23 protein-coding genes are annotated in these 22,740 nt (G+C 73.3%); 10 read left to right on the forward strand and 13 right to left on the reverse strand.

What is annotated here, in order from left to right; genetic code table 11:
- A partial coding sequence (locus ACZ49J_RS41135; RefSeq protein WP_468352022.1) for a hypothetical protein occupies positions 1 to 223 on the forward strand: 223 nt, incomplete at its 5' end.
- A 10-nt stretch (positions 224 to 233) separates the two neighbouring features.
- On the opposite strand, the gene ACZ49J_RS41140 is transcribed toward ACZ49J_RS41135, so the two are convergent.
- From ACZ49J_RS41140 to ACZ49J_RS41150, 3 genes are read right to left on the reverse strand one after another with little or no spacing between them, the layout of a single operon-like run.
- Complete coding sequence (locus ACZ49J_RS41140; RefSeq protein WP_467457652.1) at positions 234 to 986, reverse strand: SDR family NAD(P)-dependent oxidoreductase; 753 nt, start codon at positions 984 to 986, stop codon at positions 234 to 236.
- Entirely contained in the window at positions 983 to 1,969 is a 987-nt protein-coding gene (locus ACZ49J_RS41145) for a 3-oxoacyl-ACP synthase III family protein (protein WP_467457653.1), read from the reverse strand. Before ACZ49J_RS41145 ends, ACZ49J_RS41140 begins: the two co-directional genes overlap by 4 nt.
- 10 nt (positions 1,970 to 1,979) lie before the next feature.
- The gene (locus tag ACZ49J_RS41150; protein WP_467457654.1) at positions 1,980 to 2,234 is read right to left on the reverse strand and encodes a hypothetical protein; all 255 of its coding nucleotides are present in this window, start codon (positions 2,232 to 2,234) and stop codon (positions 1,980 to 1,982) included.
- Between the two features lie 430 nt (positions 2,235 to 2,664).
- Here ACZ49J_RS41150 and ACZ49J_RS41155 point away from each other — a divergent pair, with 430 nt between their 5' ends.
- The 6 genes from ACZ49J_RS41155 to ACZ49J_RS41180 all read left to right on the forward strand — a co-directional run bounded on the left by ACZ49J_RS41155 (position 2,665) and on the right by ACZ49J_RS41180 (position 8,796).
- Positions 2,665 to 3,564 (forward strand): class I SAM-dependent methyltransferase, encoded by a 900-nt coding sequence (locus tag ACZ49J_RS41155; RefSeq protein ID WP_467457655.1) that lies wholly within the window; start codon positions 2,665 to 2,667, stop codon positions 3,562 to 3,564.
- A gap of 10 nt (positions 3,565 to 3,574) precedes the next feature.
- Positions 3,575 to 5,134 (forward strand): flavin-containing monooxygenase, encoded by a 1,560-nt coding sequence (locus tag ACZ49J_RS41160; protein ID WP_467457656.1) that lies wholly within the window; start codon positions 3,575 to 3,577, stop codon positions 5,132 to 5,134.
- Between the two features lie 50 nt (positions 5,135 to 5,184).
- Positions 5,185 to 6,702 carry an FAD-binding protein gene (locus tag ACZ49J_RS41165; protein WP_467457657.1) on the forward strand — a complete coding sequence of 506 codons (1,518 nt, stop codon included), beginning with the start codon at positions 5,185 to 5,187 and terminating at the stop codon, positions 6,700 to 6,702.
- Between the two features lie 131 nt (positions 6,703 to 6,833).
- Positions 6,834 to 7,313 (forward strand): SRPBCC family protein, encoded by a 480-nt coding sequence (locus ACZ49J_RS41170; protein WP_467457149.1) that lies wholly within the window; start codon positions 6,834 to 6,836, stop codon positions 7,311 to 7,313.
- The gene (locus tag ACZ49J_RS41175; protein WP_467457148.1) at positions 7,310 to 8,152 is read left to right on the forward strand and encodes an alpha/beta fold hydrolase; all 843 of its coding nucleotides are present in this window, start codon (positions 7,310 to 7,312) and stop codon (positions 8,150 to 8,152) included. The genes ACZ49J_RS41170 and ACZ49J_RS41175 overlap by 4 nt, the downstream gene beginning before the upstream one ends.
- Positions 8,149 to 8,796, forward strand: coding sequence for a 4'-phosphopantetheinyl transferase family protein (locus ACZ49J_RS41180; RefSeq protein WP_467457147.1), 648 nt, complete (start codon positions 8,149 to 8,151; stop codon positions 8,794 to 8,796). The genes ACZ49J_RS41175 and ACZ49J_RS41180 overlap by 4 nt, the downstream gene beginning before the upstream one ends.
- 96 nt (positions 8,797 to 8,892) lie before the next feature.
- Here ACZ49J_RS41180 and ACZ49J_RS41185 read toward each other — a convergent pair whose 3' ends face one another.
- The 4 genes from ACZ49J_RS41185 to ACZ49J_RS41200 form a co-directional block, all read right to left on the reverse strand.
- Complete coding sequence (locus tag ACZ49J_RS41185) at positions 8,893 to 9,891, reverse strand: AraC family transcriptional regulator (protein WP_467457146.1); 999 nt, start codon at positions 9,889 to 9,891, stop codon at positions 8,893 to 8,895.
- 157 nt (positions 9,892 to 10,048) lie between these two features.
- Positions 10,049 to 10,555, reverse strand: a complete 507-nt coding sequence (locus tag ACZ49J_RS41190) for an anthrone oxygenase family protein (protein WP_467457145.1) — start codon at positions 10,553 to 10,555, stop codon at positions 10,049 to 10,051.
- Positions 10,552 to 11,190 (reverse strand): hemerythrin domain-containing protein, encoded by a 639-nt coding sequence (locus ACZ49J_RS41195; protein ID WP_467457143.1) that lies wholly within the window; start codon positions 11,188 to 11,190, stop codon positions 10,552 to 10,554. Before ACZ49J_RS41195 ends, ACZ49J_RS41190 begins: the two co-directional genes overlap by 4 nt.
- Before the next feature lie 103 nt (positions 11,191 to 11,293).
- Positions 11,294 to 12,136, reverse strand: coding sequence for an NmrA family NAD(P)-binding protein (locus tag ACZ49J_RS41200; RefSeq protein WP_467457142.1), 843 nt, complete (start codon positions 12,134 to 12,136; stop codon positions 11,294 to 11,296).
- A 249-nt stretch (positions 12,137 to 12,385) separates the two neighbouring features.
- Between ACZ49J_RS41200 and ACZ49J_RS41205 the strand changes: the two genes are divergently transcribed.
- Entirely contained in the window at positions 12,386 to 13,279 is an 894-nt protein-coding gene (locus tag ACZ49J_RS41205; protein WP_467457141.1) for an AMP-binding protein, read from the forward strand.
- 316 nt (positions 13,280 to 13,595) lie between these two features.
- Here ACZ49J_RS41205 and ACZ49J_RS41210 read toward each other — a convergent pair whose 3' ends face one another.
- The 3 genes from ACZ49J_RS41210 to ACZ49J_RS41220 all read right to left on the reverse strand — a co-directional run bounded on the left by ACZ49J_RS41210 (position 13,596) and on the right by ACZ49J_RS41220 (position 17,107).
- Entirely contained in the window at positions 13,596 to 14,414 is an 819-nt protein-coding gene (locus ACZ49J_RS41210) for an SDR family NAD(P)-dependent oxidoreductase (protein WP_467457140.1), read from the reverse strand.
- Between the two features lie 101 nt (positions 14,415 to 14,515).
- Positions 14,516 to 15,778 (reverse strand): cytochrome P450 family protein, encoded by a 1,263-nt coding sequence (locus ACZ49J_RS41215; RefSeq protein WP_467457138.1) that lies wholly within the window; start codon positions 15,776 to 15,778, stop codon positions 14,516 to 14,518.
- Between the two features lie 198 nt (positions 15,779 to 15,976).
- Positions 15,977 to 17,107, reverse strand: coding sequence for an NAD-dependent epimerase/dehydratase family protein (locus tag ACZ49J_RS41220; protein ID WP_467457137.1), 1,131 nt, complete (start codon positions 17,105 to 17,107; stop codon positions 15,977 to 15,979).
- Positions 17,108 to 17,192: 85 nt separating this feature from the next.
- On the opposite strand from ACZ49J_RS41220, the gene ACZ49J_RS41225 reads away from it, so the two are divergent.
- Positions 17,193 to 17,966 carry an SDR family NAD(P)-dependent oxidoreductase gene (locus ACZ49J_RS41225; RefSeq protein ID WP_467457136.1) on the forward strand — a complete coding sequence of 258 codons (774 nt, stop codon included), beginning with the start codon at positions 17,193 to 17,195 and terminating at the stop codon, positions 17,964 to 17,966.
- Between the two features lie 79 nt (positions 17,967 to 18,045).
- Positions 18,046 to 19,029 (forward strand): SRPBCC family protein, encoded by a 984-nt coding sequence (locus ACZ49J_RS41230; protein ID WP_467457135.1) that lies wholly within the window; start codon positions 18,046 to 18,048, stop codon positions 19,027 to 19,029.
- A 66-nt stretch (positions 19,030 to 19,095) separates the two neighbouring features.
- Here the strand turns inward: ACZ49J_RS41230 and ACZ49J_RS41235 are convergent, their stop codons facing one another.
- The 3 genes from ACZ49J_RS41235 to ACZ49J_RS41245 all read right to left on the reverse strand — a co-directional run bounded on the left by ACZ49J_RS41235 (position 19,096) and on the right by ACZ49J_RS41245 (position 22,542).
- Positions 19,096 to 19,917: an AfsR/SARP family transcriptional regulator gene (locus ACZ49J_RS41235; RefSeq protein WP_467457134.1), complete on the reverse strand. Its 822-nt coding sequence runs from the start codon at positions 19,915 to 19,917 to the stop codon at positions 19,096 to 19,098.
- Between the two features lie 36 nt (positions 19,918 to 19,953).
- On the reverse strand, positions 19,954 to 20,793 hold the full coding sequence (locus tag ACZ49J_RS41240) for an AfsR/SARP family transcriptional regulator (protein WP_467457133.1): 840 nt from the start codon (positions 20,791 to 20,793) through the stop codon (positions 19,954 to 19,956).
- A gap of 1,080 nt (positions 20,794 to 21,873) precedes the next feature.
- Positions 21,874 to 22,542: a ScbR family autoregulator-binding transcription factor gene (locus ACZ49J_RS41245; protein WP_467457132.1), complete on the reverse strand. Its 669-nt coding sequence runs from the start codon at positions 22,540 to 22,542 to the stop codon at positions 21,874 to 21,876.
- Positions 22,543 to 22,740: the final 198 nt, after the last annotated feature.

Genomic DNA, 22,740 nt, shown 5'->3' on the forward strand with positions numbered 1-22,740 from the left:
CGTACGCCGGGCCGGTCCCGCCTGCTCGCACGTACGCCGGGCCGGTCCCGCCTGCTCGCACGTACGCCGGGCCGGTCCCGCCTGCTCGCACGTACGCCGGGCCGGTCCCGCCTGCTCGCACGTACGGCTCACTCCCGCCCGCTCGCACGCACAGGCCGGCCCCGTCCGCGGGAGAGGAGAGCGGACGGGGCCGGCCGGAGGGGAGGTGGTGCGGGTGGTGTGAAGGGTGGGTGTCAGGTGATGCTGACGCCGCTGTCGATGCTGATGACCTGGCCCGTCATGCAGTCCTGGTCGAGGAAGAGGCCGATGCTGCGGGCCACCTCCTCCACCGTGACGAACCGGGGGATCGGCGCCTTGCCCTCCATGCCCTCCACGACACGGTCGGGGAGGTCCTTCGTCATCCCGGTGATCATGAAGCCGGGGGAGAGGGCGTTGACGGTGACGCCGCGCCGGCCGCACTCGGCGGCCAGGGTGCGGGTGAGGCCGATCAGACCCGCCTTGGACGCCGAGTACGCGGTCTGCCCGGACGTCGCGATGATGCCGGACGGGGAGACGATGTTGACCACGCGGCCCCAGCGCCGCCGCAGCATGCCCGGCACGGTGGCCCGCGCCGTGTGGAAGGAGCCGATCAGGTTGGTGCGGATGACCTGCTCCCAGTCGGCCGGGTTCTGCATGGCCATCAGGCTGTCCTTGCGGATCGCGCCGTTGTTGACGAGCACGTCCACCGGGCCCAGCCCGGCCTCGATCTCCCGGGTCAGCTCCTGGACGGCCTCCCACGAGCCGACGTCACCGGTGACCAGGAGCGAGGGGTTGGTGAGCTTGTCCCGGACGGCCTCGGCGGCCTCCCGTGAGCTGTTGTAGTGGACGGCGACCCTGCAGCCCAGGGCGTCCAGTTCGAGGGCCAGGGCCTGGCCCAGTCCGCCGGACGCCCCGGTGACCAGGGCGACGGGGGAGGACGGGCGTTCGCCCGCGCTGTGCTTGCTCATGCGGCCGCACCGCCCCACTCCATCAGGATCGACCCCCATGTCATACCGGCCCCGAAGCCGGCCAGCAGGACCTTGTCGCCCGCCTTGATACGGCCCTCCTCCAGCGCCTCGTACAGGGCGATCGGAATGGAGGCCGAGGCGGTGTTGCCGTACTTGTGCAGGTTGGTGACCAGCGCCTCGGGGCGCAGGCCGGTGTGCGAGAGGATCGAGTTGATGATCCGGATGTTGGCCTGGTGCGGGACGACGTGGTCGATCTCCGAGGCGTCCACCTTGGCGCTCGCCAGGGTCTCCCGCACCGTGCGGACGGTGTACCGGACGGCGTTGAGGTAGATCTCGTTGCCGTTGATCTGCGCGTAGTGCAGGCCCGCCCTGACCGTCTCCTCGGTGGTCGGCATCCGGCTGCCGCCGGCGAGCACCTTCAGCGAGCCGGTGCAGGAGCCGTCCGCGCCCAGGTTCCAGGCCATGACCCGGTTGTCGGGGCCGGGCCGGAGCACGATCGCCCCGGCACCGTCCCCGACGAGGATGGACAGGTCGCGGTCGGCGGGGTTGGCGGTGAGGGTGTGGGTGTCGGAGCCGATCAGCAGGATCGGCCGTGGATCGATGGCGATCAGCGCCATCGCCGATACCAGCGCGTAGACGAAGCCCGCGCACTCGGAGTTGACGTCGTGGGCGCTGCCGGCGATGCCCAGCTCGTGGTGGACGAACGCCGACGTCGCCGGTGACGGCTGCTCCGGTGTTGCCGTGGCGACGATCAGGTGGGCGATGTCGGACCCGGTCAGGCCCGCCTTCTCCAGCGCGCGCCGGCCGGCCTCGACGGCCAGCGAGGCGGTGGTCTGCCCAGGGCCGACCGCGCGCCGCTCGCGGATGCCGCAGCGGCTGACGATCCAGTGCTCGTCCACACCGAAGCGGTCCGCGAGCTCCGCGCTGGTGACCGTGCGCTCGGGTACGGCCATGCCCCACCCGGTGATGTCGAAGCCGGTCATGTCGCCTGCCCTACGCCGTGGCCGGGGCGAGCTCGACGATCTTGGCGTAGACGTCGCGCAGGGTGGTGGTGTCGTCCAGGTCGGCGAAGAGCGACTCGTCGGCCGGAATGTGCGGGTACTGGTTCTGGAAGCCGTACAGCCACTCCATCAGGTCCAGTGAGTCGACGTCCGCGATGTGCTGCAGCGGGGCGTCGGGGCTGACCTCCGCGGCGCCGGAAACGGCCTCCAGCTGGCTCGCCAGTTCTTCGATGGTGGGCAGCGACATGGGGTCGGTCCTCTCTCGGCAGAGCGGCTCGTCGATGAGCCGACGTATCGGAAGCGATGAAAGCCCGCCGCCCGCAAGGCCGGCGCAAAGAATTCCCCCGTTCCGCTTTTCGGGCCGACCGCCACGGTGTTGCGCTCCCCTTGCGGGGACCGCGTTTTCATCGGCAGCAACACGCGATGGAGAAGGAATTCGAAACCACCGCGGCGAAACCGCCGCACCGCGAAACCATCGCACCGCGAAACCGCCGCACCGCGAAACCATCGCACCGCGAAACCGCCGCACCGCGAAACCATCGCACCGCTGAAAGAGAACGGCCCGTCACGGGCCCGTCGAAGGAATCCCGGAACGGGTCCCCCGCAGCGGAAAGAGGGGACCGGCCGAAACAGCAGGCGCGAAGGCGCCGCCGTCCGACAGGAAATGAGGACCACAGATGACAACGGTCGCCCCCACGTCGGTGGACCCCGAGGTCGATGCGATCCGGCACCACTACGAGGTGAGCAACGACTTCTACCGGCTGCTGCTGGGCCCGACGATGATGTACTCCGGCGGCTACTGGGAGGAGGGCGAGGACCTGGTCGAGGCCCTCGACCGGGCCCAGGTGCGCAAGCTCGACACGTTCGCCGAGCTGGCCGGCGTGCGGGCCGGCGGCGAGGCCCGGCGGGTGCTGGACATCGGCTGCGGCTGGGGCACGATGCTCGACCGGCTCACCACCGTCCACGGCGCCGAGGCCGGCGTGGGACTGACCCTGTCGCGCACCCAGAGGGACTTCATCGCCGGCCTGGACAACCCCAGGATCACCACCCTCGTGCAGAGCTGGGCGGACTTCACCGTGGAGGACGAGTCCGAGAAGTTCGACGCGGCCTTCTGCATCAACGCCCTGGAGCACTTCGTCTCCTCCAGCCTGCCGCCGAAGGAGCGCACCAGGCGGTACCGCTTCTTCTTCCAGCAGGTCGCCCGCGCCCTCAGGCCCGGCGCCACGTTCGTCCTGCACACCATGACGGCCGAGGCGCTGCCGATGAACCGCGCGCTGCTGGACGACCTGAAGTTCCTGCAGCGCTCCGAGTTCGAGGGCTGCCACATCCCGCACCTGAGCGAGCTCAGCGCGGCCGCCGAGGGCCTGTTCGCCGTCGAGGAGATCGTCAACGAGCGCGAGTCGTTCGCCCTGGCCTGCCGCGCCTGGCTGAAGCTGCTGGCCGCCCGGCGGGACGAGGCGGTGGCCCTGGAGGGCGAGGAGGTCGTCGCCCGCTTCGAGCGCTACCTGGACATCTTCGCCTACACGCTCGAGGACAAGTTCTTCAACAACTTCCGTGTCACCATCACGCGCCGCTGAGGAGGCCGACGTGACGAGCATTCTCGAACCGGTCGAGGCCGGCCGCTCCCCGGCCGGGCACCCGGCCGCGGGCGGGGACCCCGTCCGCCACCTGAGGGTCGCCGTGATCGGCACCGGCTTCTCCGGCCTCGGCACCGCGATCCGCCTGCTCCAGTCGGGCATCGACGACTTCCTGGTGTTCGAACGCGCCGACGAGGTGGGCGGCACCTGGCGGGACAACAGCTACCCGGGCTGCGCCTGCGACGTCATGTCGCACCTGTACTCGTTCTCGTTCGCCCCCAACCCGGGCTGGAAGTCGACCTTCGGCAAGCGGGACGAGCTGTACGCCTACCTGCGCGACACCGCCGACCGCTTCGGCGTGCGCCCGTACATCCGGTTCCGCCACGAACTGCTCGGGGCCCACTGGGACGAGGGCGAACGGCACTGGCGGGTGGAGACCTCGCAGGGCGTCTACACCGCCCAGGTCCTGGTGACCGGCACCGGTTACCTCAGCGAGCCGGCCATCCCCGACATCAAGGGCCTGTCCGGCTTCCAGGGCACCGTCTTCCACTCCTCGCGGTGGGACCACGACTACGACCTGACCGGCCGCCGCGTCGCCGTCATCGGCACCGGCGCCAGCGCCATCCAGTTCGTGCCGGCCATCCAGCCCGAGGTCGGGCACCTCGACCTCTACCAGCGCACGCCCCCCTGGGTCGGCCCGAAGAACGACAAGCCCACCAGTCCGCTCCAGGCCCGGCTGCTGCGCTCCCTGCCCGGCTACCAGGCGTTCCGGCGCAACTTCAACATGTGGGGCCGGGAGATCCTCGCCTTCGTCATGGCGCGTCCCCAGGTCGCCGCCAAGATGCAGAAGATGGCCTCCGACCACCTGAAGAAGCAGGTGCCCGACGAGACCCTGCGGGCCCGGCTCACGCCCGACTACGTGATGGCCTGCAAGCGGCTGCTGTTCTCCAACACCTGGTACCCGGCGATCCAGCAACCCAATGTGGAGATCGTGTCCGACACGATCGCCGAGGTCCGCGCCACGTCGATCGTCACCGCCGACGGCACCGAACGCGAGGTCGACACGATCATCCTGGGCACCGGCTTCCAGGCCACGGACCGCCCCGTCGCCCGGCTCATCCGGGGCCGTGGCGGAGTGCGGCTGCGCGACGCCTGGGAGGAGGGCGGCATGGCAGCCCACCGAGGCACCACCGTCGCCGGCTTCCCGAACCTGTTCATGCTGCTCGGACCGAACACCACGCTGGGGCACTCGTCGCAGACCGTGATGATCGAGGCGCAGATCCAGTACGTCCTGGACGCCCTGAAGAAGATGGACGCCCGCGGCCTGGCCAGCGTGGAGGTGCGGCCGGAGGCCCAGGACGCCTACAACAAGGCCCTGGACGCCCGCCTCGACGGCACCGTGTGGAACGCGGGCAACTGCACCAGCTGGTACCTGGACGCCAGCGGCCGCAACCCGTCCATCTGGCCCACCTACACCTGGCGTTTCCGCCGCGCCACCAGGCGTTTCGACCTGTCGGAGTACCAGCTCGCCTCACGCGTCACCGAGGCCGGCCGGGTCCCGCAGCGGTAACAGAGCAGTCGCCACAGCCCACGAACCTCACGATTGGGAGACCACCACCGATGAGCACCATCCCGAGAGCCGGCGACGCCCAGGCCCCGACCCGCCGCAGGGTGCTGACCGGCCTGGCCGCAGGCGCCGTCACCGTCGTCGGCTGGAACGCCGCGAACCAGAGCTGGGCGTCGGCCGCGGAGGCGGCCGGCAACCCGAAGGTCGTCCGCGTCCCCAGGCTGCGGGGCACCCTGGAGAAGTCGCCGGCCGTGCTCGACGCCTTCGGCCGCGACTTCGGGCACCTCTTCGACGGCGCCAAGCCGTGGGCGGTGCTCCGCCCGGCCTGCACCGACGACATCGTCGCCATGGTCGGGTACGCCCGCGCCAACAACATCAAGATCGCGGTGAACGGGCAGGGCGGAACCGGCACCGACATCGAGTCCCACTCGGTGTACGGGCAGGCCCGTGTGCCCGGCGGCATATCCGTCGACGCCAAGAGCATGGCGAAGGTGCTGTCCGTCCAGTCCGACCACGCGGTCGTCGAGGCCGGCGTGACCTGGGGGCAGCTGACCGACGCCGCCCTGGCCAAGGGGCTCACCCCGCCCGCCCTGCCCGACTACATGCACATCTCCGTCGGCGGCGTCCTGAGCGTCGGCGGGATCGGCGGCACCGTCCAGAAGCACGGCCTGATGGTGGACACCGTCCTGTCCCTGGACATCGTCACCGGTGAGGGCCGCCTGGTCACCGCGTCGGCCACCGAGCGACCGGACCTGTTCGAGGCCGCGCTCGCCGGCGCCGGCCAGGTCGGCATCATCGTGCGCGCCAAGATCAAGCTCGTGCCGGCACCGCGGCGGACCGTCGTCTTCAGCCTCTTCTACGACGACCTCGCCACCTACCTCGCCGACTCGGAGCGGGTGATGGCGGAGGGCCGCTTCGACATCCACGCCGGCGAGATGCTGCAGCGCCCCGACGGTTCCGGCTGGCGCTACAAGCTGGAGGCCGGCGCCTCGTACGACACCACCGCGCCCGACCGGGAGGCGCTGCTGGCCGATCTGCGCGACACCCGCGCCGACGCCGTCATCGACGACCTCACCTACCGCGACTACATGTTCCGGCTCGACGGGTACGAGGGGTACCTGAAGGAGGCCGGCTACTGGTACACGCCCAAGCCCTGGCTGAGCCTGTTCCTGCCCGCCTCCACGAGCGAGGAGTTCATGCGGCGCGTCGAGCGGGAGCTGACCCCCGACGCGCTCGGCGGCGGCTTCCTCCTCTTCTACCCGTACTACACCGACAAGGTCCGGCGGCCGCTGGCGGTCCAGCCGAAGGAGGCCGTCGGCTACCTCTTCGACCTCCTGCGCTTCCCCAGCCCCGGGGACACGGGCATCCCCGCCATGCTCGAGCAGAACCGCCGCCTGTACGACCTGGCGGTGTCGCTGGGCGCCAAGCGCTACCTGGTGGGCGCCGTCCCGGACATGACGAGCGGGGACTGGCAGACCCACTACGGGCCCCAGTGGGAGACCTTCCTCAAGGCCAAGCGCCGCTACGACCCCGCCAACATCCTCACCCCGGGGCAGGGCATCTTCGCCTGACGGCGGATCCCGCCCGGCACGGCACGCGACACCCGGTGGCGGGGGGGGGGAAGGTTCCCGCCCCCGCCACACCCCTTTCCTGTGCAGGTTTCTGCGCAGGTTCCCGTGGAGGTTCCAGTGGAGGCCACACCATGACGACGACGTACGACCTGATCGACGAGGCGGTGATCGACGCCCCGGCCGCGGCCGTCTGGGACGCCCTGATCGCCGAGTTCCGCGGTGCCCGCGCATGGTGGGTGCCCGCCAACACCTTCACCACCCGCGCCGGTTCGCCCGACACCGTGGGCGGCGAGGTCGAGGTCACCGTGCACACCCGGGGCGTCGACAAGGGCGGCCTGAAGCTGCGCTTCACCGCCCGGACGACCGCGGTGGTCCCGCAGCGCCGGCTGGAGACCGCCTACACGGACGGCGGATTCCGAGGCACGGCGACCTTCACCCTCGACCCGCTGGACGGCGGCCGCACCCGGTTGGCGATGCACTTCGACGCCCGCCCGCACGGCCCGCTGCGGCTCCTGGCGAAGGCCGTCGACCTGGGCGCCGAGCACTCCAAGGCCGCCCTGGCCGCGTTCGCCGCGCTGAACCGGCACCTGTCGGCGGGGGTGCCGGCATGACGACGGTGGCCGACACCGCGCGGGAACTGACCGTCCGTACCGACGACGGCGCCGACCTGGCGGTGACCGTGCTGGCGCCCCTGGAGCCCCGCGAGGACGCCGGCGACGTGCTGCTGGTCCACGGCTGGGCGCACTCCCGCCGCGCCTGGGGCGCCGTCGCGGACCGCCTGATCCGGCGCGGCCACCGGGTCGTCCTGTACGACCAGCGCGGCCACGGCGCCTCCACGACCGGGCGCGCACCGGTCGCGGTGGAACGCCTCGGCGCCGACCTCGCCGCCGTCGCCGAGCGGACCGCGGCCCACCGGCCGGTCGTCGTGGGGCACTCCGGCGGAGGCTTCGCCGCCCTGTCGTACGCCGCTCTCGACCCCCGCGCCGCCGTACTGGGCGGCCTCGTCCTGCTGGGCGCGGCCGCCCACGGCCAGGACACCCCCGACAGTGAGGTCAGGATGATGGGCAGCGCCCTGTTCAGCAGGGCGCTGTCCCTTGCCCCGCTGGGCCGTCGCCTGCTCGCGTCGACCATGTCGAAGAAGCCCGACGCACGTGTCCTGGACGTCAACCGGCAGATGTTCGCGGCGACCGCCCCCGAGGTGCGGGCCGACTTCTTCCGCTGCACTCGCGGCTGGGACCTCAGGCCCCGGCTGGCGTCGGTGACGGTCCCCGCGGTGGTGCTGCACGGGGACCGCGACACCGTCGTGGACATCGCCCTCGCCCGGACGATGGCCGAGGCGCTGCCGAGGGCGCGGTTCGAGCGGATCGAGGGCGCCGGGCACATGCTGCCGCTGGAACACCCGCACGCCGTCGTGGACGCCGTCGGCGCGGTCACCTCGCTCCGGCCGTGATCGAGACGATCCTCCCCGCGGGCGTCGTGTCGTCGGAGGCCTTCGACGACACGACGCCCGCCCCGCTGTTCCCCGAGGAGGCCGCGCTGATGGAGGGCCGCCGGGCCCGCCGGGTACGGCAGTTCGCCACCGCGCGGGCCTGCGCCCGCCGCTGCCTGGGCCAACTGGGGCACGCGCCGCGGCCGTTGCTGCCCGGGCCGGGAGGCGCGCCACGGTGGCCGGACGGGGTGGTCGGCAGCATCACGCACTGCGACGGCTACCGCGCGGCGGCCGCGGCCCGCACCCGGGGCACCGGCGCGCCCGGCGCCGTCGGCATCGACGCGGAGCCCGCCGGGCCGCTGCCGCACGGCGTGCTCGGCCTGATCACCTCGCCGGCCGAGCGCGCGCTGCTCGGTGAACTCGCCGCCACCCGCCCCGAGGTGCCGTGGCCGCGGCTGCTGTTCTCCGCGAAGGAGGCCGTCTACAAGGCCTGGTACCCGGCGACGGGCATCTGGCTCGGCTTCCGCGACGCGACGGTCAGCCTCGACCACGACGGCACCTTCACCGCAACTCTGCACCCGCCGGAGCCCTCCCCGCTTGACCCGGTCTACCGGGGAAGGTGGCTGGTCGGTGACGGGCTGGTACTGACGGCAGTGGTCCGCTGACCGCTGCCGCGCCGGGCTCAGGCGATTGGCAGCACCAGGACGCCGACGCGCCGCGCCACCGCGGCGGTGGTCCGCTGGCCGGCCGCCGTGCGCGGTTCAGGCGGGTGGCAGTACCACGGTGCGTGGCGGGGCGGACGCTTCGAGGGGTTCGGCTGCCGTGCCGCGCAGCCGGAACTCCTGCGGGCTGACTCCGCGGACCCGTTTGAAGGCGGTGGACAGGGAGAACGCCGACGCGTAGCCGACGCGCTGCGCCACCGCGGCGACGGTGGCGTCGGTCTCCCGCAGCAGGTCCGCGGCGAGGGCGATGCGCCACTCGGTGAGGTAGGCGATCGGCGGCTCGCCCACCGTCTCGGTGAAGCGGCGGGCCAGGCTCGCCCGGGAGACGCCGGTCTTGCGCGCCAGTTCGCCGATCGTCCAGCCGTGGGCGGGATTCTCGTGCAGCAGCCGCAGCGCCGGGCCGGCCACCGGGTCGGCGTGCGCCCGGGACCAGGCGGGCGAGCCACTGCCGGGGGCGGCCAGCCACGCCCGCAGCACTCCGATCAGCAGCAGGTCGAGGAGCCGGTCCAGCACCACGTCCTGACCGGGTTCGTCCTTGCTCATCTCCTCCGACAGCAGCCGGATCAGCGTCGTGTCGGACGCCTCCGCGGGACGCACCAGAAGGGTCGGCAGCGCGTTCAGCAGCCGGCGGCCGATCTCGCTGCGTCCCTGGTACGTGCCGCTGAGCATGACGTGCGAGTCGGTGTCCTGGACACTGTCGCCCCAGGTGCGCACGCCCAGCGCCATGGAGTCGGTGACGTCCTCACCGGCGCGGGTGCTGCACTGCTGCTCGGGCCCCACCCGGATGTGCGCGGGCGTCTGAGGGGTGTCCGCGACGGTGTACGCGTCGGGGCCCCGCACCACCGCCACGTCGCCGGGACGGATGCGCACCGGCCGGCTGCGGTCGGGCAGCAGCCACGCCTCGCCGCGCACCATGGTGACCACGGAGATCGGGGCGCGGTCCTCGACGCGCAGCGCCCACGGTGGGTTGAAGACGGATTTCAGCAGGAAGGCGCCGCGGGCCTTCGGGCCCTCCAGCACCCCGGTGAGCATGTCCATCGGCCACTCGTCCCTTTCCGCTCGTCCCTTTCCACTCGTCCCCTCTCCCCTCCGCCCCCTCTCCCCTCGCCCCCTTTCCGCCGTCCCCTTCCAGCGGAAGGGGCGCCCGCTCCCGACGGGGGCTGCGGGAACGGGCGCCGTACGGTGGACGGCGCGGTCAGCCGCGGCCTGCCGCTACCGGCGCGCGCCCGTGCGCGGCCAGCGCCCGGCCCAGGGCGGCGAGGGCGGCCGTGCAGGCCAGGGTGCGTACGGCGTTGCCGGCCGCCCAGGGCCCCTGGAACCGGGTCCGGGCCGCCACGAGGTCCCCTCCCGCCCTCGCCAGCCGGCCGTTCAGCGGCAGGTTCACCGCCGCGGTCACCACCAGCGACAGCCCGTACAGGGCGAAGGCGGCCCGGGTCCAGCGGGCGGTCTCCGGACGCCCGCCGCGCCGCTGCTGTACGGCGGCCGCGCCGGTGGCCAGGAAGACGCCCACGAACAACAGGCCGAACAGGCCGTTCTCGATGGCCTCGTTGATGTTGCGCATGGCGGTGACGAAGGTGTGGTCGTCCCCCCGCCGCAGACCGGGCATCACCGAGACGTCGAAGGCGAAGTACAGCCCGGCCATCAGGCCGGTGCCCACGGTCGCCGCGACCAGCGTCGCGGACTGGAGCGCCGTGTCGGTCATGCCGGAAGTCCTTTCACGATCCGTCGGTAGCGGCTGCGCAGGACCGTCGAGCCGGCGAGCCGCACGGGGGGCGGGATCGTGGCCGACACGTGGGCGACCGAGGCGGTCGGCGCGCCGTCGAACATCCAGGGCTGGAGATGGGCCATCACCCGCACCGGAGCGGTGCGGACCAGTTTGCGCTCCTCGGCCAGGTAGGCCCGTTCCCCGATCCGCTCGAAGACCGGGAGGACCACGGCCTCCTCGTCGCGCAGGTGCGCCCGGAGAACCTCCTCGAAGCGGGCGGCGGCCGCCACGAGTCCGTCACCACCGCGCCCGACGGCGGCGGACACCGCGTCCATCGCCTGGTCCAACTCCCGGTGGTCGTCATGGAGTTCACGCACCTGCGCGTCGAACTCCGGGTCGCGGCGGCGCAGGGACGGCCAGAGCACGTCGTCCTCGCTGCGGTGGTGCCAGACGATGATGTCCCGCAGCAGCTCCCACCAGGGGGCGCCGGAGGGCCGCCAGACGGGGGCGGCGGCGCGCAGCCGGGCCGCGTCCCGCCGCATGGCGACGTGCATGAGGGCGAAGCCGTGGAAGTGGGCCGGCAACGAGGCCAGTCCGTGTTCGCTGGAGTAGTGGGGCCTGGGTGCGGGCATCGGGCCTCCTGCCGGTGGGTGGGCCGGTACCCGTCCGTCCTAACGCACTCGGCTGGAGTACGGCTGGAGCGGTGCGGGCCCGGCCCGGTGCGGCGCGGACGGTTCAGACGTTCCAGACGCCGGTGGCGGCGGCCTCACGGGCGTAGTCCGTGAAGTCCTTCGCGGGGCGGCCGAGGGCTTCCTCGACGCCGTTGACGACGTGCGCGTTGCGGCCGTCGAGGATCATCGCGAAGAGCTCCGCGAAGTCCTCGGGCAGGCCGTTCTCTCGCAGAACGGCCCGGTACTGCTCGTCGGTGACGGAGATGTAGCGGATGTCGCGCCCGGTGGCCTTGGAGAGTTCGGCGGCAACGTCGGAGAAGCTGAGCAGGCGCGGGCCGGAGAGCTCGTAGGTCCGGCCGATGTGCCGGTCGTCGGTGAGCGCGGCGGTGACGACGTCCGCGATGTCGTCCGCGTCGACGAACGGCTCGACGGCGTCACCGGTCGGCAGGGCGATCTCTCCGGCCAGGACGGGCTCCAGGAAGAAGCTCTCGCTGAAGTTCTGGTTGAACCAGCTGGCGCGGACGATGGTCCAGTCGGCACCGGAGTTCTTCACGTGCTCCTCGCTGACCTGGGCGGCCTCCTCACCGCGGCCGGACAGCAGGACCAGTCGGCGGGCGCCGGCGGCGACAGCGGTACGCGCCAATGCGTCGACCTGCTCGGCGGCGCCCGGGAAGGCGAGGTCGGGGTGGTAGGTGATGTACACACGGTCGACGCCCTCGAGCGCCGGCTTCCAGGTGTCGGGTTCCCCCCACACGAAGGGCGGCTCGCCGCTGCGGGACCCGACGCGGACGGGGTGCCCGAGGGCGGTGAGCCGTTCGGCGACCCGGCGGCCGGTCTTGCCGGTGCCGCCGATCACCAGAGCGGCGGGACGGGACTGCGTGGACGAGGTGTGCGGTGTCTGCGTCATGCCTCAAGTCAATCCGCCGACGCGGGACGTGGCCATAGCCGCAAGGCTCACCCGCATACGCGTGCGTCCCCGCCCAGCCGCCCCGCCGCGGCCCCGGACACCCGGCCTCACCAGCGGCTTCGCGCCTCGCGTGCACTCCTGCGGGCGCGGTCGGGGGCGCGGCGGCGTTCCGGCGGGACTCAAGCGGTTCTCCACGGGTTCACGACACCATCGGCGAGCGACTGGTGACCATGTATCCCGGGAGGCCCCATGAACCATCCCGTTCCCGAGCGTCCGCAGCGTCCGCAGCATCCGGAGCTCGACCAGCTGTCCGCCGACGTGGCCGGGCTGCTCGCCCGCATAGGCCTCGCCCCGGACGGGGAGCCGCCCGCGGGGACGCGGATCGAGGAGCGGTTCGGTGCCGTCGTCGCCCGCCGCCCCGCGGACGTGGCGACGGTCACGGCCGCCGCCCGCGACGGTGGGGCGCGGCCGGGGCCCGGGGACACGGAGACGGCCACCTTCCTCGAACTCGACCTGATCGCCGAACGCGTCGGCCGCCGGCTGCGCGGGCGAGCGGGCCCCGGCGGCGTCACGGGCGTGCGCCTGGCCCGCTCCTGCCGTGCGCCGGGCGCCCTGCTCGGGGTGCTGCGGACCGGCTCGGTGGCGCTGCCGCTGGAGGCGGGGCGGCCGGGGGCCGGGCAGGAGCGGCTGCTGCGGGCCGCCGGCGTGCGGACCGTCGTCACCGACGCGGGCCTCCTGCCCGACGAGGTCCCGGTCGCCAAGACGGACGGGTTCGTCGTCGCCGCCCGCGACGACGGGCCGCCCGGCCCCGGCACGCCTCCGCTGCCGCCGGACGCCGCCTTCGTGCACTCGTCCCCGCACAGCGGCGACGAGGGCATCGCGCTGGAGACGGTCACACACGCCGGGCTCCTGGACTGGACGGCTCGCCGCGCCGCCACGACGGGCGCGGGCGAGGACGACGTGTGGGGCTGCGGCCAGGCGTTCTCCCGTCCCGAGGGCATGCGGGAGCTGTTCGCGGCACTCCTGACGGGCTCGCGCGCCGTGATCCTTCCGTCCTGCGGCGAAACCGACCTCCGGGGCACCGTGCGGGCCCTGGCCCTGCAGCCGCCGTCGGCGCCCGCCTGGCACACGAAGGCCCTGTGAAACGCCGCGCCGCGCCGGACGGCGGCGCGGCGCGATCCCGGGGCCGGGCGCTGCCCGGCCCCGGTCACCTGGAGTGGATCGGTCGCAAGTGGCGTGGTGTGGCCCGCTCTTGGCCGCCTTGTGCTGCTCCTGATCGGCGTGAAGCAGCGCCCCCGCCGCCCCTACCCGTCCCATCCCCCAGGGGCGCTGCCCCTTCGACCCCGCCGGGGTCCGCCCCGGACCCCGTTCTCGGGGGCCGGCCACATCCGGCGTGGCCGCCGGGTGCGTCCGGTGTTGCCCTCCGGCGCGGCGCGGCCCGCCCCGGTCGCCCGGTGTGTCAGTAACTGCCCATTCCGCCGCACACGTTCAGCGCCTGGGCGGTGACGGATGCAGCGAGGTCGGTCGTCAGGTAGCCGACCAGCGCGGCGACCTCCTCGGGCGTGGAGTAACGGCCCAGCGGTATCCGGGCCTCGAACTGCCCCTGCACGTACTCCTCGCTGACGCCCCACGCCTCGGCGTAGCCGCCCCGCACGCGCGCCGCGTGCGGGGTCTCCACATAGCCGGGGCAGACGGCGTTCACGGTCACCCCCGTGGGCGCGAGCTCCCTGCCCAGGGCCTTGGTGAAGCCGATGACCGCGTGCTTCGACGCGGTGTACGGCGCCCCGTGCAGAACACCCTGCTTGCCCGCCGTGGACGCGATGTTGACGATCCGTCCCCAGCCGGCCTGCGACAGCCCGCCGGCGTTGAGCACCTCACGGGTCAGCAGGAAAACCCCGTGCAGATTGGTGTCGATGACGTCGTGCCACAACTCGTCGGTGATGTCGGCGGTGGCGCCGCCGCCACTGCGCCCGGCGTTGTTGACCAGGACGCTCACCGGGGCGCCGTAGGTGGCGACGGCCGCCGCGACGAACGCGGCGACGTCCTCGCGTCGGCGTACGTCCGCGACGGTGCCGCCGACCGTGAGCCCCTCGGCGCGCAGCTGGGCGACGGTCCGCCGGACGTCGGCCTCGGTCCGCGAGCAGAGGAACACCCGGTGGCCGCGGGTCCCCAGGTCCCGGGCGATGGCCAGGCCTATGCCGCTGGTGCCTCCGGTCACCAGCGACACCGGTCGCTGCGGGGCCCGGGCGGCGGGGGTCTTCACCGGATCTGCGGTCATCGGTCCTCCCTTACTCGTGGGGCCGTCCGATGGTCCCCGGCGCCACTGGGGCGCGGCCGGAGGCGCGGTGGCGTCCCGGCGGAGGCCTCCGGGGACCCGCGTCAGGGGGCCGGCACGGCGGGCGCCCCCAGCAGGACGGGGAGTTCACGCGGACCGTTGGAGATGAACGACTCGACCCTCGGCACCGTCTCCGGGTCGCCCGCCGGCCGCATGTCGGGGAACCTCTCGAAGAGCCGCCGCACCCCCACCGCCGCCTCCAGCCGCGCCAGGGACGCGCCGAGGCAGTGGTGGGTGCCGAACCCGAAGGACAGGTGGCTGCCCCGGGTCGCCCGGGTGACGTCGAAGCGGCCGGCGTCCGGGCCGTGCACGTCCTGGTCGCGGCCCGCCGAGGCGAACGAGACGACGATGGGGTCGCCCCGGGGGATCACCACGTCGCCCACGGCGATGTCCTCCACCGCGTACCGCAGCAGCGCGAAGGCCGCCGGGGGCTCCAGCCGCAGCGCCTCCTCGACCACGTCCTCCCAGGAGGCGAGCCCGTCCCGCACCAGTTCCAACTGGGCGGGGTGGCGCAGGAGTTCGATGACACAGGTGCAGATGAGGTTGACCGTGGTCTCGTACCCCGCGGTGAAGAGCAGGATCAGGTTGTCGACGAGTTCCTTCTCCGTCAGCCCGGTGTCCGGCGCGCCGTCACCGGCCGCCTCGTCCCGCGCGTTGATCAACGCGGTGGTGAGGTCGTCGCCCGGGGTTCGGCGGCGGTGGTCGACGAGATCCGCCATGGTGGTGTAGAGCAGTTCGGCGTTGGCGCGGGCCTGCTCCGCCGATATCCCCGTGTCGAAGAAGCCCTTGATGACGGTGTACAGCGGCGCCCAGGAGCGGCGGGGTATGCCGAACAGGTCGAACACGATCTGCGTGGGCAGCCGGTGGGCGAACTCCTCCCGCAGGTCGACGGGCGCGTCCGGGTCCATCGTGGCCAGCCGGTCCAGCAGGCCGCCGGTCACCTCCTCGATCCGGGGGCGCATCCCGGCGACCCGGCGGGAGCTGAACGCGGCGGCCACGGGTCTGCGCAGGCGGGAGTGGGCCGCGCCGTACGCGGTGAGCATGTTCTGTACGGAGACCCAGATGGCCAACGGCCACTCGTCGTCGACCTCACCGTCGATCCAGGCCGGCCAGTGCCGGTAGGCGTCCTTGGACACCCGGGGATCGACGAGCAGCCGGCGTATCGTTTCCGTACCGCTGATCACCCATCCCGGCACTCCTCCGGGGAGCATCACGCGTGCGGCGGGACCGAGGTCGCGCAGACGGGCCGCGTCGGCATGGAGGTCGGCACCGGCGGGGTCGAGGGCGAACGGGCACTGGCGTGTCATCGGCAAGCTCCAGGGTCGTCGGTGGGACACGTCACGAGGGGCCACTTCGGAACCGCCCCAACGAGGGTCGCTGGGGAGGAAACTGACAGAGCGACAGGTCTCCGGTGTGATCGCGTTGGTGATGTTAGGCGGTGGAGGAGCGGCCGGTCGGCGGACTCGCCCAGCCGCCCCGGGCCGGTCGCGCCGGCCGCTTCACGGTCAACCGGCGGTCAGGTGCGGGTCATCGGTGGTTCGGTCCGGGGCACTGGGGGTTCGGCGCGGGCCATCGGCAGTTCTGCCCGCACCATCGGTGGTTCTGCCCGGGCCATCGACGGTCAGGTGTGGGCCACCGGCAGTTAGGCCCGGGCCGAGAGCTTCCCGGTACCAGGCCGCGTACGCCGGGAACGCCCGCGCGAAGCCGGCGCCCGGTGACGCACCGGTGGTCTCCCACAGCCTGCTGCCGTCGTACCAGTGGTCCACGGCCAGCAGGGACAGCAGGCGGCCCGTCCGCGGGTCGCGGTGCGCACCCAGCTTCTCCCGGGCGCCCGCCAGGTCCACCTCCCCGTCCGGTGGCGGCAGCCCCAGCGCACCGACGGCCGCCGTCACCAGTTCACGGGCCGTCACCGGCCGGGGGTGGCAGGCGTGCAGCACCCGGCCCGCGCGGTCCCCCTCCCCGGCGGCGCCGAGCGCCAGGTCCGCCACCGCGCCGGCCAGGCTGTCCACGGAGATCAGCGACATGCGGGCCCGGCCGCCGTCCACCCAGTGGGGCAGACGCCGGACCAGGTCCACCAGGGACGGGATCACCCACCGGTCGCCCGTCCCGTAGACCAGGTGCGGCCGCAGGACCGTGCCGCCCGCCGCCAGCACCAGCCGCTCCCCGGCCAGCCTGGTCCGGCTCGCCGCGGAGGCGGGCGCCTCCTCCAGCTCGCCCTCCGCGGCGCCCCGGTGGACGCCGTCCCGGTAGACGGCCGCGGTGCCGACCTGCACGATCCGGCGCACGCCCGCCCTGCGCGCCTCGGCCAGCACGGCCCGGGCGCCCTCCTCGTTGACGGCCCGGCACTCCGGCTCCTCCCCGGAGACGCGCGCGGCGAGGTGCACCAGGACGTCCGCACCGGCGCACAGTCCCCGCAGCGACGACGGGCGCGTCAGGTCGCCCGTCAGTTGCTCGACCGGTGGTTGCTCCACCGGCGGTTGCCCGATGGCCCCGGCACCGCCCGCCGTACCCGGCTCACGGTGACGCACCAGAGCCCTCACCCGCGCCCCCCGCAGCAGCAGCTCCCGCACCACGGGCGTCCCCACGAACCCCGTACCGCCGGTGACCGCGACGGCCGGGCCCCCTCCCTGTCCCACAGATCCCCCTCCATCCGCCCCACCCCTGGTCATACGGGACATGAGGCGCCATCAACAGATACTCCCGTCGTGTTACGGTCCCCCTGTGACTACGGTGGGCAACTTACTACTTGCCGGAAAATCCGCACTGATCACCGGCGCGAGCGCGGGCATCGGGGCCGCGGCGGCCCGGGTCTTCTGCCGCGAGGGCGCGGCCGTCACCCTGGTGGCCCGCCGCGAACCCGAACTCGCCGCGCTCACCGACGAACTGCTCGCCCAGGGACACACGGCCCAGTACGTGGTGGCCGACGTCTCCCGCACCGACGACGTCGCCCGCGCGGTGCTGGCCGCGGTCGGCTCCTACGGCCGCCTGGACGCCGCCTTCAACAACGCGGGCGTCGGCGCCGAGCCCAGGCCCCTGCACGAACTCGACGAGGACGTCTACGACAGCGTCATGGACGTCAACGTCCGGGGCGTGTGGAACTGCCTGCGCCACGAGATCCGCGCCATGCTCGCCACCGGCGGCGGCGCCATCGTCAACAACAGCAGCACGGCGGGCCTGGTCGCCACCCCGGTCACCGCGGCCTACATCGCCTCCAAGCACGCCGTCCTGGGCCTCACCAAGGCGGCCGCCGCCGAATACGCCGAGCGCGGCATACGCGTCAACGCCCTCGCCCCCGGCACCACACGCAGCGAGATGATCGACGCCTGGCTGGGCGCCAACCCGGCCATGGAGAAGGTCCTCCTCCAGTCCGCCCTCCTGCCCCGCATCGCCGAACCCACCGAGATCGCGGAGGCCGCCGCCTGGCTGTGCAGCGACCGCTCGTCCTTCGTCGTCGGCACCACGCTGTCCGTCGACGGAGGGTGGACCACCTCCTGAGCCGGCCGGCCCCGCCGACCCCGTTCCAGCCGGGCTCCAGAGGCTCGCCAGCCCCTCTCCGGCGCCTCTGGGCACAGTCGTGAGCGAGTCGAGAGAGGGGACGACGCCCATGGGCAACGAGCGGACCCGGCCGGCGGTGCGCGGTGTGGGAGTGGAGGTCCAGCAGGAGATCGGGGCACCGGCCGACACGGTGTACGGGCTGGTGGCCGATGCCGCGGCCCTGTGTCTGGTCCTGCCGGACGTGGTCGGGGCCGACCGGCTCGGGCCCGAGGGGGCGGGGGAGCGGCTGCTGGTGTGGACCGCCGAGGGCGGGCAGGCGTCGTGCGCCTTCCGGTACCGGGAGGCGCAGCCGGACGCGCTGCGGGTGGCGTTCCGGCGGGAGGACCCCGCTCCGCCCGCACTCCGCGCCTCCGGGTGGTGGGGCGTGGAGCGGCTGGGGCCGGCCCGCTGCCTGCTGACGCTGCACCACGACTTCGATGTCGCCGCCGACCGGCCCGAGGACGCGGCCTGGCTGGAGATCGTCGCGAGGACCAGCGGCCGGGACCGGCTCGGCCGGGTGAAGGCGGCCGCCGAGCTGTCGCCCGTGCTCGACGGGCTGTTCCTGTCCTTCGAGGAACGGACGGAGACGCGGGCGGTGCCGGAGACCGTGCACGCGTTCCTGCACCGGGCCGACGCCTGGCCGGCGTTCCTCCCGCACCTCACCCGCGCAGTCGTCGACGAGGTGGTGCCCGGGGTGCAGACGGTGCTCCTCGACACCACCGCGGCCGACGGGGCGGCACACCGTACCCGGTCGGTGCGGCTCTGCTTCCCGCACGCCTGCCGCATCCTCGCCAAGGACGTCACGCCCCCGCCGCTGGTGGCCGCGCACGCCGCCGAGTGGTCGGTGGAGGGCGGCGCGCACGGCCTCTCCACCGCCGTCGTCCGGCACCGGGTGCTGCTGGACCCTCGGGCGGGTGCCGCGGTGCGGACGGTCCGCGGGTCGCTCGGCGGTACGAGCGCCGCCGTGCTGGAGGCCGCCGCGCGGTCCGCCGCGACGGTCCGCCGCCCTCCCCCGGGGACCTGAGGGGCCTTTCACCCTGCTCCCCGGGGACCTGAGGGTCCTTTCACCGTGCTCACCCGGGCGGGCGGGTCAGGCCGGGAAGAGGTCGAACGTGGAGCTGCGGCGTGGGCTCGCGAGGACGTCCAGGGCCGGATCGACGGAGAGGATGGCCTGGTGGAGCCGCTGCACCTGCGGGGACGGCTCCACTCCGAGCTCCGCGATCAGCCGGGTCCGCAGGCGCCGGTACACGTCCAGGGCGGCGGCCTGCCGGCCCGAGCGGTAGAGCGCCAGCATGGCCTGCGAGTGCAGTCCCTCGTGCTGGGGGTGACGGGCGGTCAGCTCGGTCAGCTCGGCGAGGATCCCGGCGTGCCGCCCGAGGCGCAGGTCGGCGTCGATCCTGCGTTCCACGGTGGCCAGCCGGCTCTCCTCCAGCCGCATGACCTCGATTTCGAGGATCGGTCCGACCCGCACGTCGACCAGCGCCGGACCGTGCCACAGCTCCAGGGCCTGTCCCAGCAGCGCGGCCGCGCTCTCGTCGTCGCCCTGCTCGAAGGCCGATCTGCCGCGGGCCGCCGTCTGCTCGTAGGCGTGGACGTCCACCGCGTCCGGGGAGATCTGCAGGAGGTACCCGTTGTGTCGGGTCACCAGCACCTCCTTGGCTGCTCCCGGGGCCCCCGGCCCCATGGCGGTGCCGAGCCGGCGGCGCAGGTGCATGATGTACGACTGCAGGGTCGTCTGGGCGCTGTGCGGCGGCCGCGTCCCCCAGATCTCCTCCATGAGCGTGGGCACCGGCACCACCTGGCCGGGGTGGATGGCGAGCAGCGCCAGGATCTGCCGGGGCTTGCGGGCGGTCGGGACGATCGAGCATCCGTTGACCTGGGCGTCGAGCGGGCCAAGAACCTGGACCTTCACGGTTTTCCTCCGTCGTCCGTCATCGTCCTCGTCGGGTCAGATGCGCGCCAGTTGCCTGGCGCGGGTGCCGGACGGTGTGGACAGACGGCCGGGTCCGGCGGTGAGTATCGCGTGCTGCAGTCGCCGCAGTTGCGTGGACGGCTCCAGTCCCAGCTCGCGGCCCAGGGTGTCGCGCAGCCGCTGGTAGGCCTCCAGTGCCTCGCCGCGGCGGCCCGAGCGGTGCAGGGCCAGCATGAACTGCGCGTGGATGTTCTCGTGGGTGCCGTAGCGGTTGACGAGGACGGTCAGCTCGGCCAGGAGCTCGCGGTGGCGGCCCAGCCGCATGTCCGCCTCGATGCGCTGGTCGAGAGCGCACAGGCGGCTCTCCTCCAGGCGGCGCGCCTCGGTGGCGAGCTGGTGGCCTCCGTCGACGTCCGCGAGGGCGGGCCCGGTCCACAGGGCGAGGGCCTCGCGCAGGAGCCGTGCGGCGCCGGCGAAGTCGCCGGCGTCCATGGCCCGGTACCCCAGGCCGGCGAGCCGGTCGAACCCCTGGACGTCGATGGTGCCGCCGCCGCTGTCGAGGAGGTATCCGCCGGGCAGCGTGACCAGGACGTCCTTGGCCGTACGGCGCCCGTCGCCGGCCTGCTCCCCCTGGCCGTCGCCGCCCAGTGCCCGGGTGATGAGGGCGCGTAGCTGGAGGACGTAGGTCTGCAGCGTGGTGCGGGCGCTGCGAGGAGGCTTCCCGGACCACAGTTCGTCGATCAGCGCGGAGACCGGGACGACCCGGTCCGCGTGCAGGGCGAGGAGCGCCAGGACCTGCCGGGGCTTGGGCGCGGTCGGCGTGACGGATTGCTCGTTCTCCCGCACCGACAGCGGGCCCAGCACTTCGATGTCCACGCCGAACTCCCTGGTGTCACCGGATGGTTCTGTACCGCACTCGGACTCCAGTAGTAAAAAACGGCACCGTCGGTTTGTCAATACCCGACCGTCCGTGCTGTTTTTGGCCGGGCTGATGGGTGTGGGGGCAAGGAGAGAGGCTTTGAACTGGGATTTCTGTGCCTGCGAGCGAACGAGGGGCGGGCGCGCCCGGTATCGCCCCCGGCGTGCCGAGCGCCAGAAGAGGCGGAGATGAGGCCAACGGCGCCTTGGAAAGAGACTGCTCGGTCTCTTTGCGGGCCCGGCCGGGACCCGACCCGGTGCCGGGCCCGCCCCCCAACCGGCGCGAGATCCGGTGCCGCCACGGAATCTGGACTCGACGCGAGAGCAGGTGCCTGACCCTGACCCTGACCCGAACCCGAACCCGGACCCGGACCCGGACCCGAACCCGAACCCGAACCCGGACCCGGACCCGGACCCCGAACCCGGACCCCGAACCCGGACCCGGGCCCCGGACCCGGACCCCGAACCCGGACCCGGACCCCGAACCCGGACCCCGAACCCGGACCCTGGACCCGAGCCCGGACCCTGGACCCGAACCCGAACCCCGGACCCGAACCCGAACCCCGGACCCGACCCCGGACCCCGGATTTGGACCCGGACCCGGCGCCGAGCCCGTGATCGGGCTCGGCTTGAGACCCGGGGCCGGCCCCGGAATCGGTGCCGGCGCGAGGCCCGGGTCAGGACCCGGACCCGGACGCGGACCCGGACGTGGACCCGGACGCGGACCCGGACCCGGATGCGGACCCGGATGCGGACCCGGACGCGGACCCGGACGTGGACCCGGGCGCGGACGCGGACCCGGACGCGGACCCGGACGTGGACCCGGACCCGGATGCGGACCCGGACGCGGACCCGGACGCGGACCCGGACGTGGACCCGGGCGCGGACGCGGACCCGGACGCGGACCCGGGCGCGGACGCGGACCCGAATCCGGACCCGGACCCGGACCCGAATCCGGACCCGGACCCGAATCCGGACCCGGACCCGAACCCGGACCCGAATCCGGACCCGGACCCGGACGGGCCCGGGAGGCGGAAGCTAGGAGTGGGAGGCCTGCGGCTCCGGTGTGGCCGTCCTGGTCGTCTCGGTGAAGAGGCGGCCGCCGCGGTCCGGGGAGAGGTCCAGGCGGGCGAGGATCGCCGGCGTGACGATGCTGGGGAAGATGTGGCCGTAGACGTCGGCCACGCGGGCCTCGAGGTCGGTCCGGTCGACGAGGGTCTGCGAGTAGACCTGCGCCCCGGCCCAGCACGCCGACAGGATCCACGCCGTCCGCGCCGGATCGACGTGGGTGAGCAGTTCGCCCTGCTCCTTGGCCTGCGTCAGCTGGCGCTCCGTGAAGGCGATCCAGCCCGGGACGGAACCGCCGCCGAAGGTCTCCCGCATGCCCGCCCCGAGCGAGAGGCGGGCGCCCGCGCTGAGGAGGGGGTTGCGGCGCATCCGGTAGGCGAGGAGGAGACCGGCGTCGGCCACCTCCTGCATCCGGTACTCCTGGGGCGGCGCGCTGGCCTCGGCGAACTGTTCCTCGAGGATGCCCTCCGCCAGTTCCCGCTTCGACGAGAAGTGGAAGTACAGGGCGCCCTTGGTGACCTTGGCCCGCTCCAGGATGTCCGCGATGGTGGCGGCCTCGTATCCGTGCTCGTCGAAGACCGCCGCCGCGGCCTCGAGGATGGCGCGGCGCGTACGAATCGCGCGCTCCTGCCGTGCCACAGGCGCCTCCGCTGTTGGGTTCGCTCCGGGTGGCCGCCACGGGGAGGGCCGACCCCTGTCCCAGAACCAAACCAGAGGGTTGGATTCTTTCGCAACCTACGGCCAGTTCTTCGGCGTGATCGGGCCACCTGGCATGCCCCCATCGTGCCCCACGGCCCGCCTCGCCCGCCCCGGCGGACGCCGTCGCGCGGCGTAACC

The organism is Streptomyces sp. NPDC030840, from assembly GCF_055572015.1.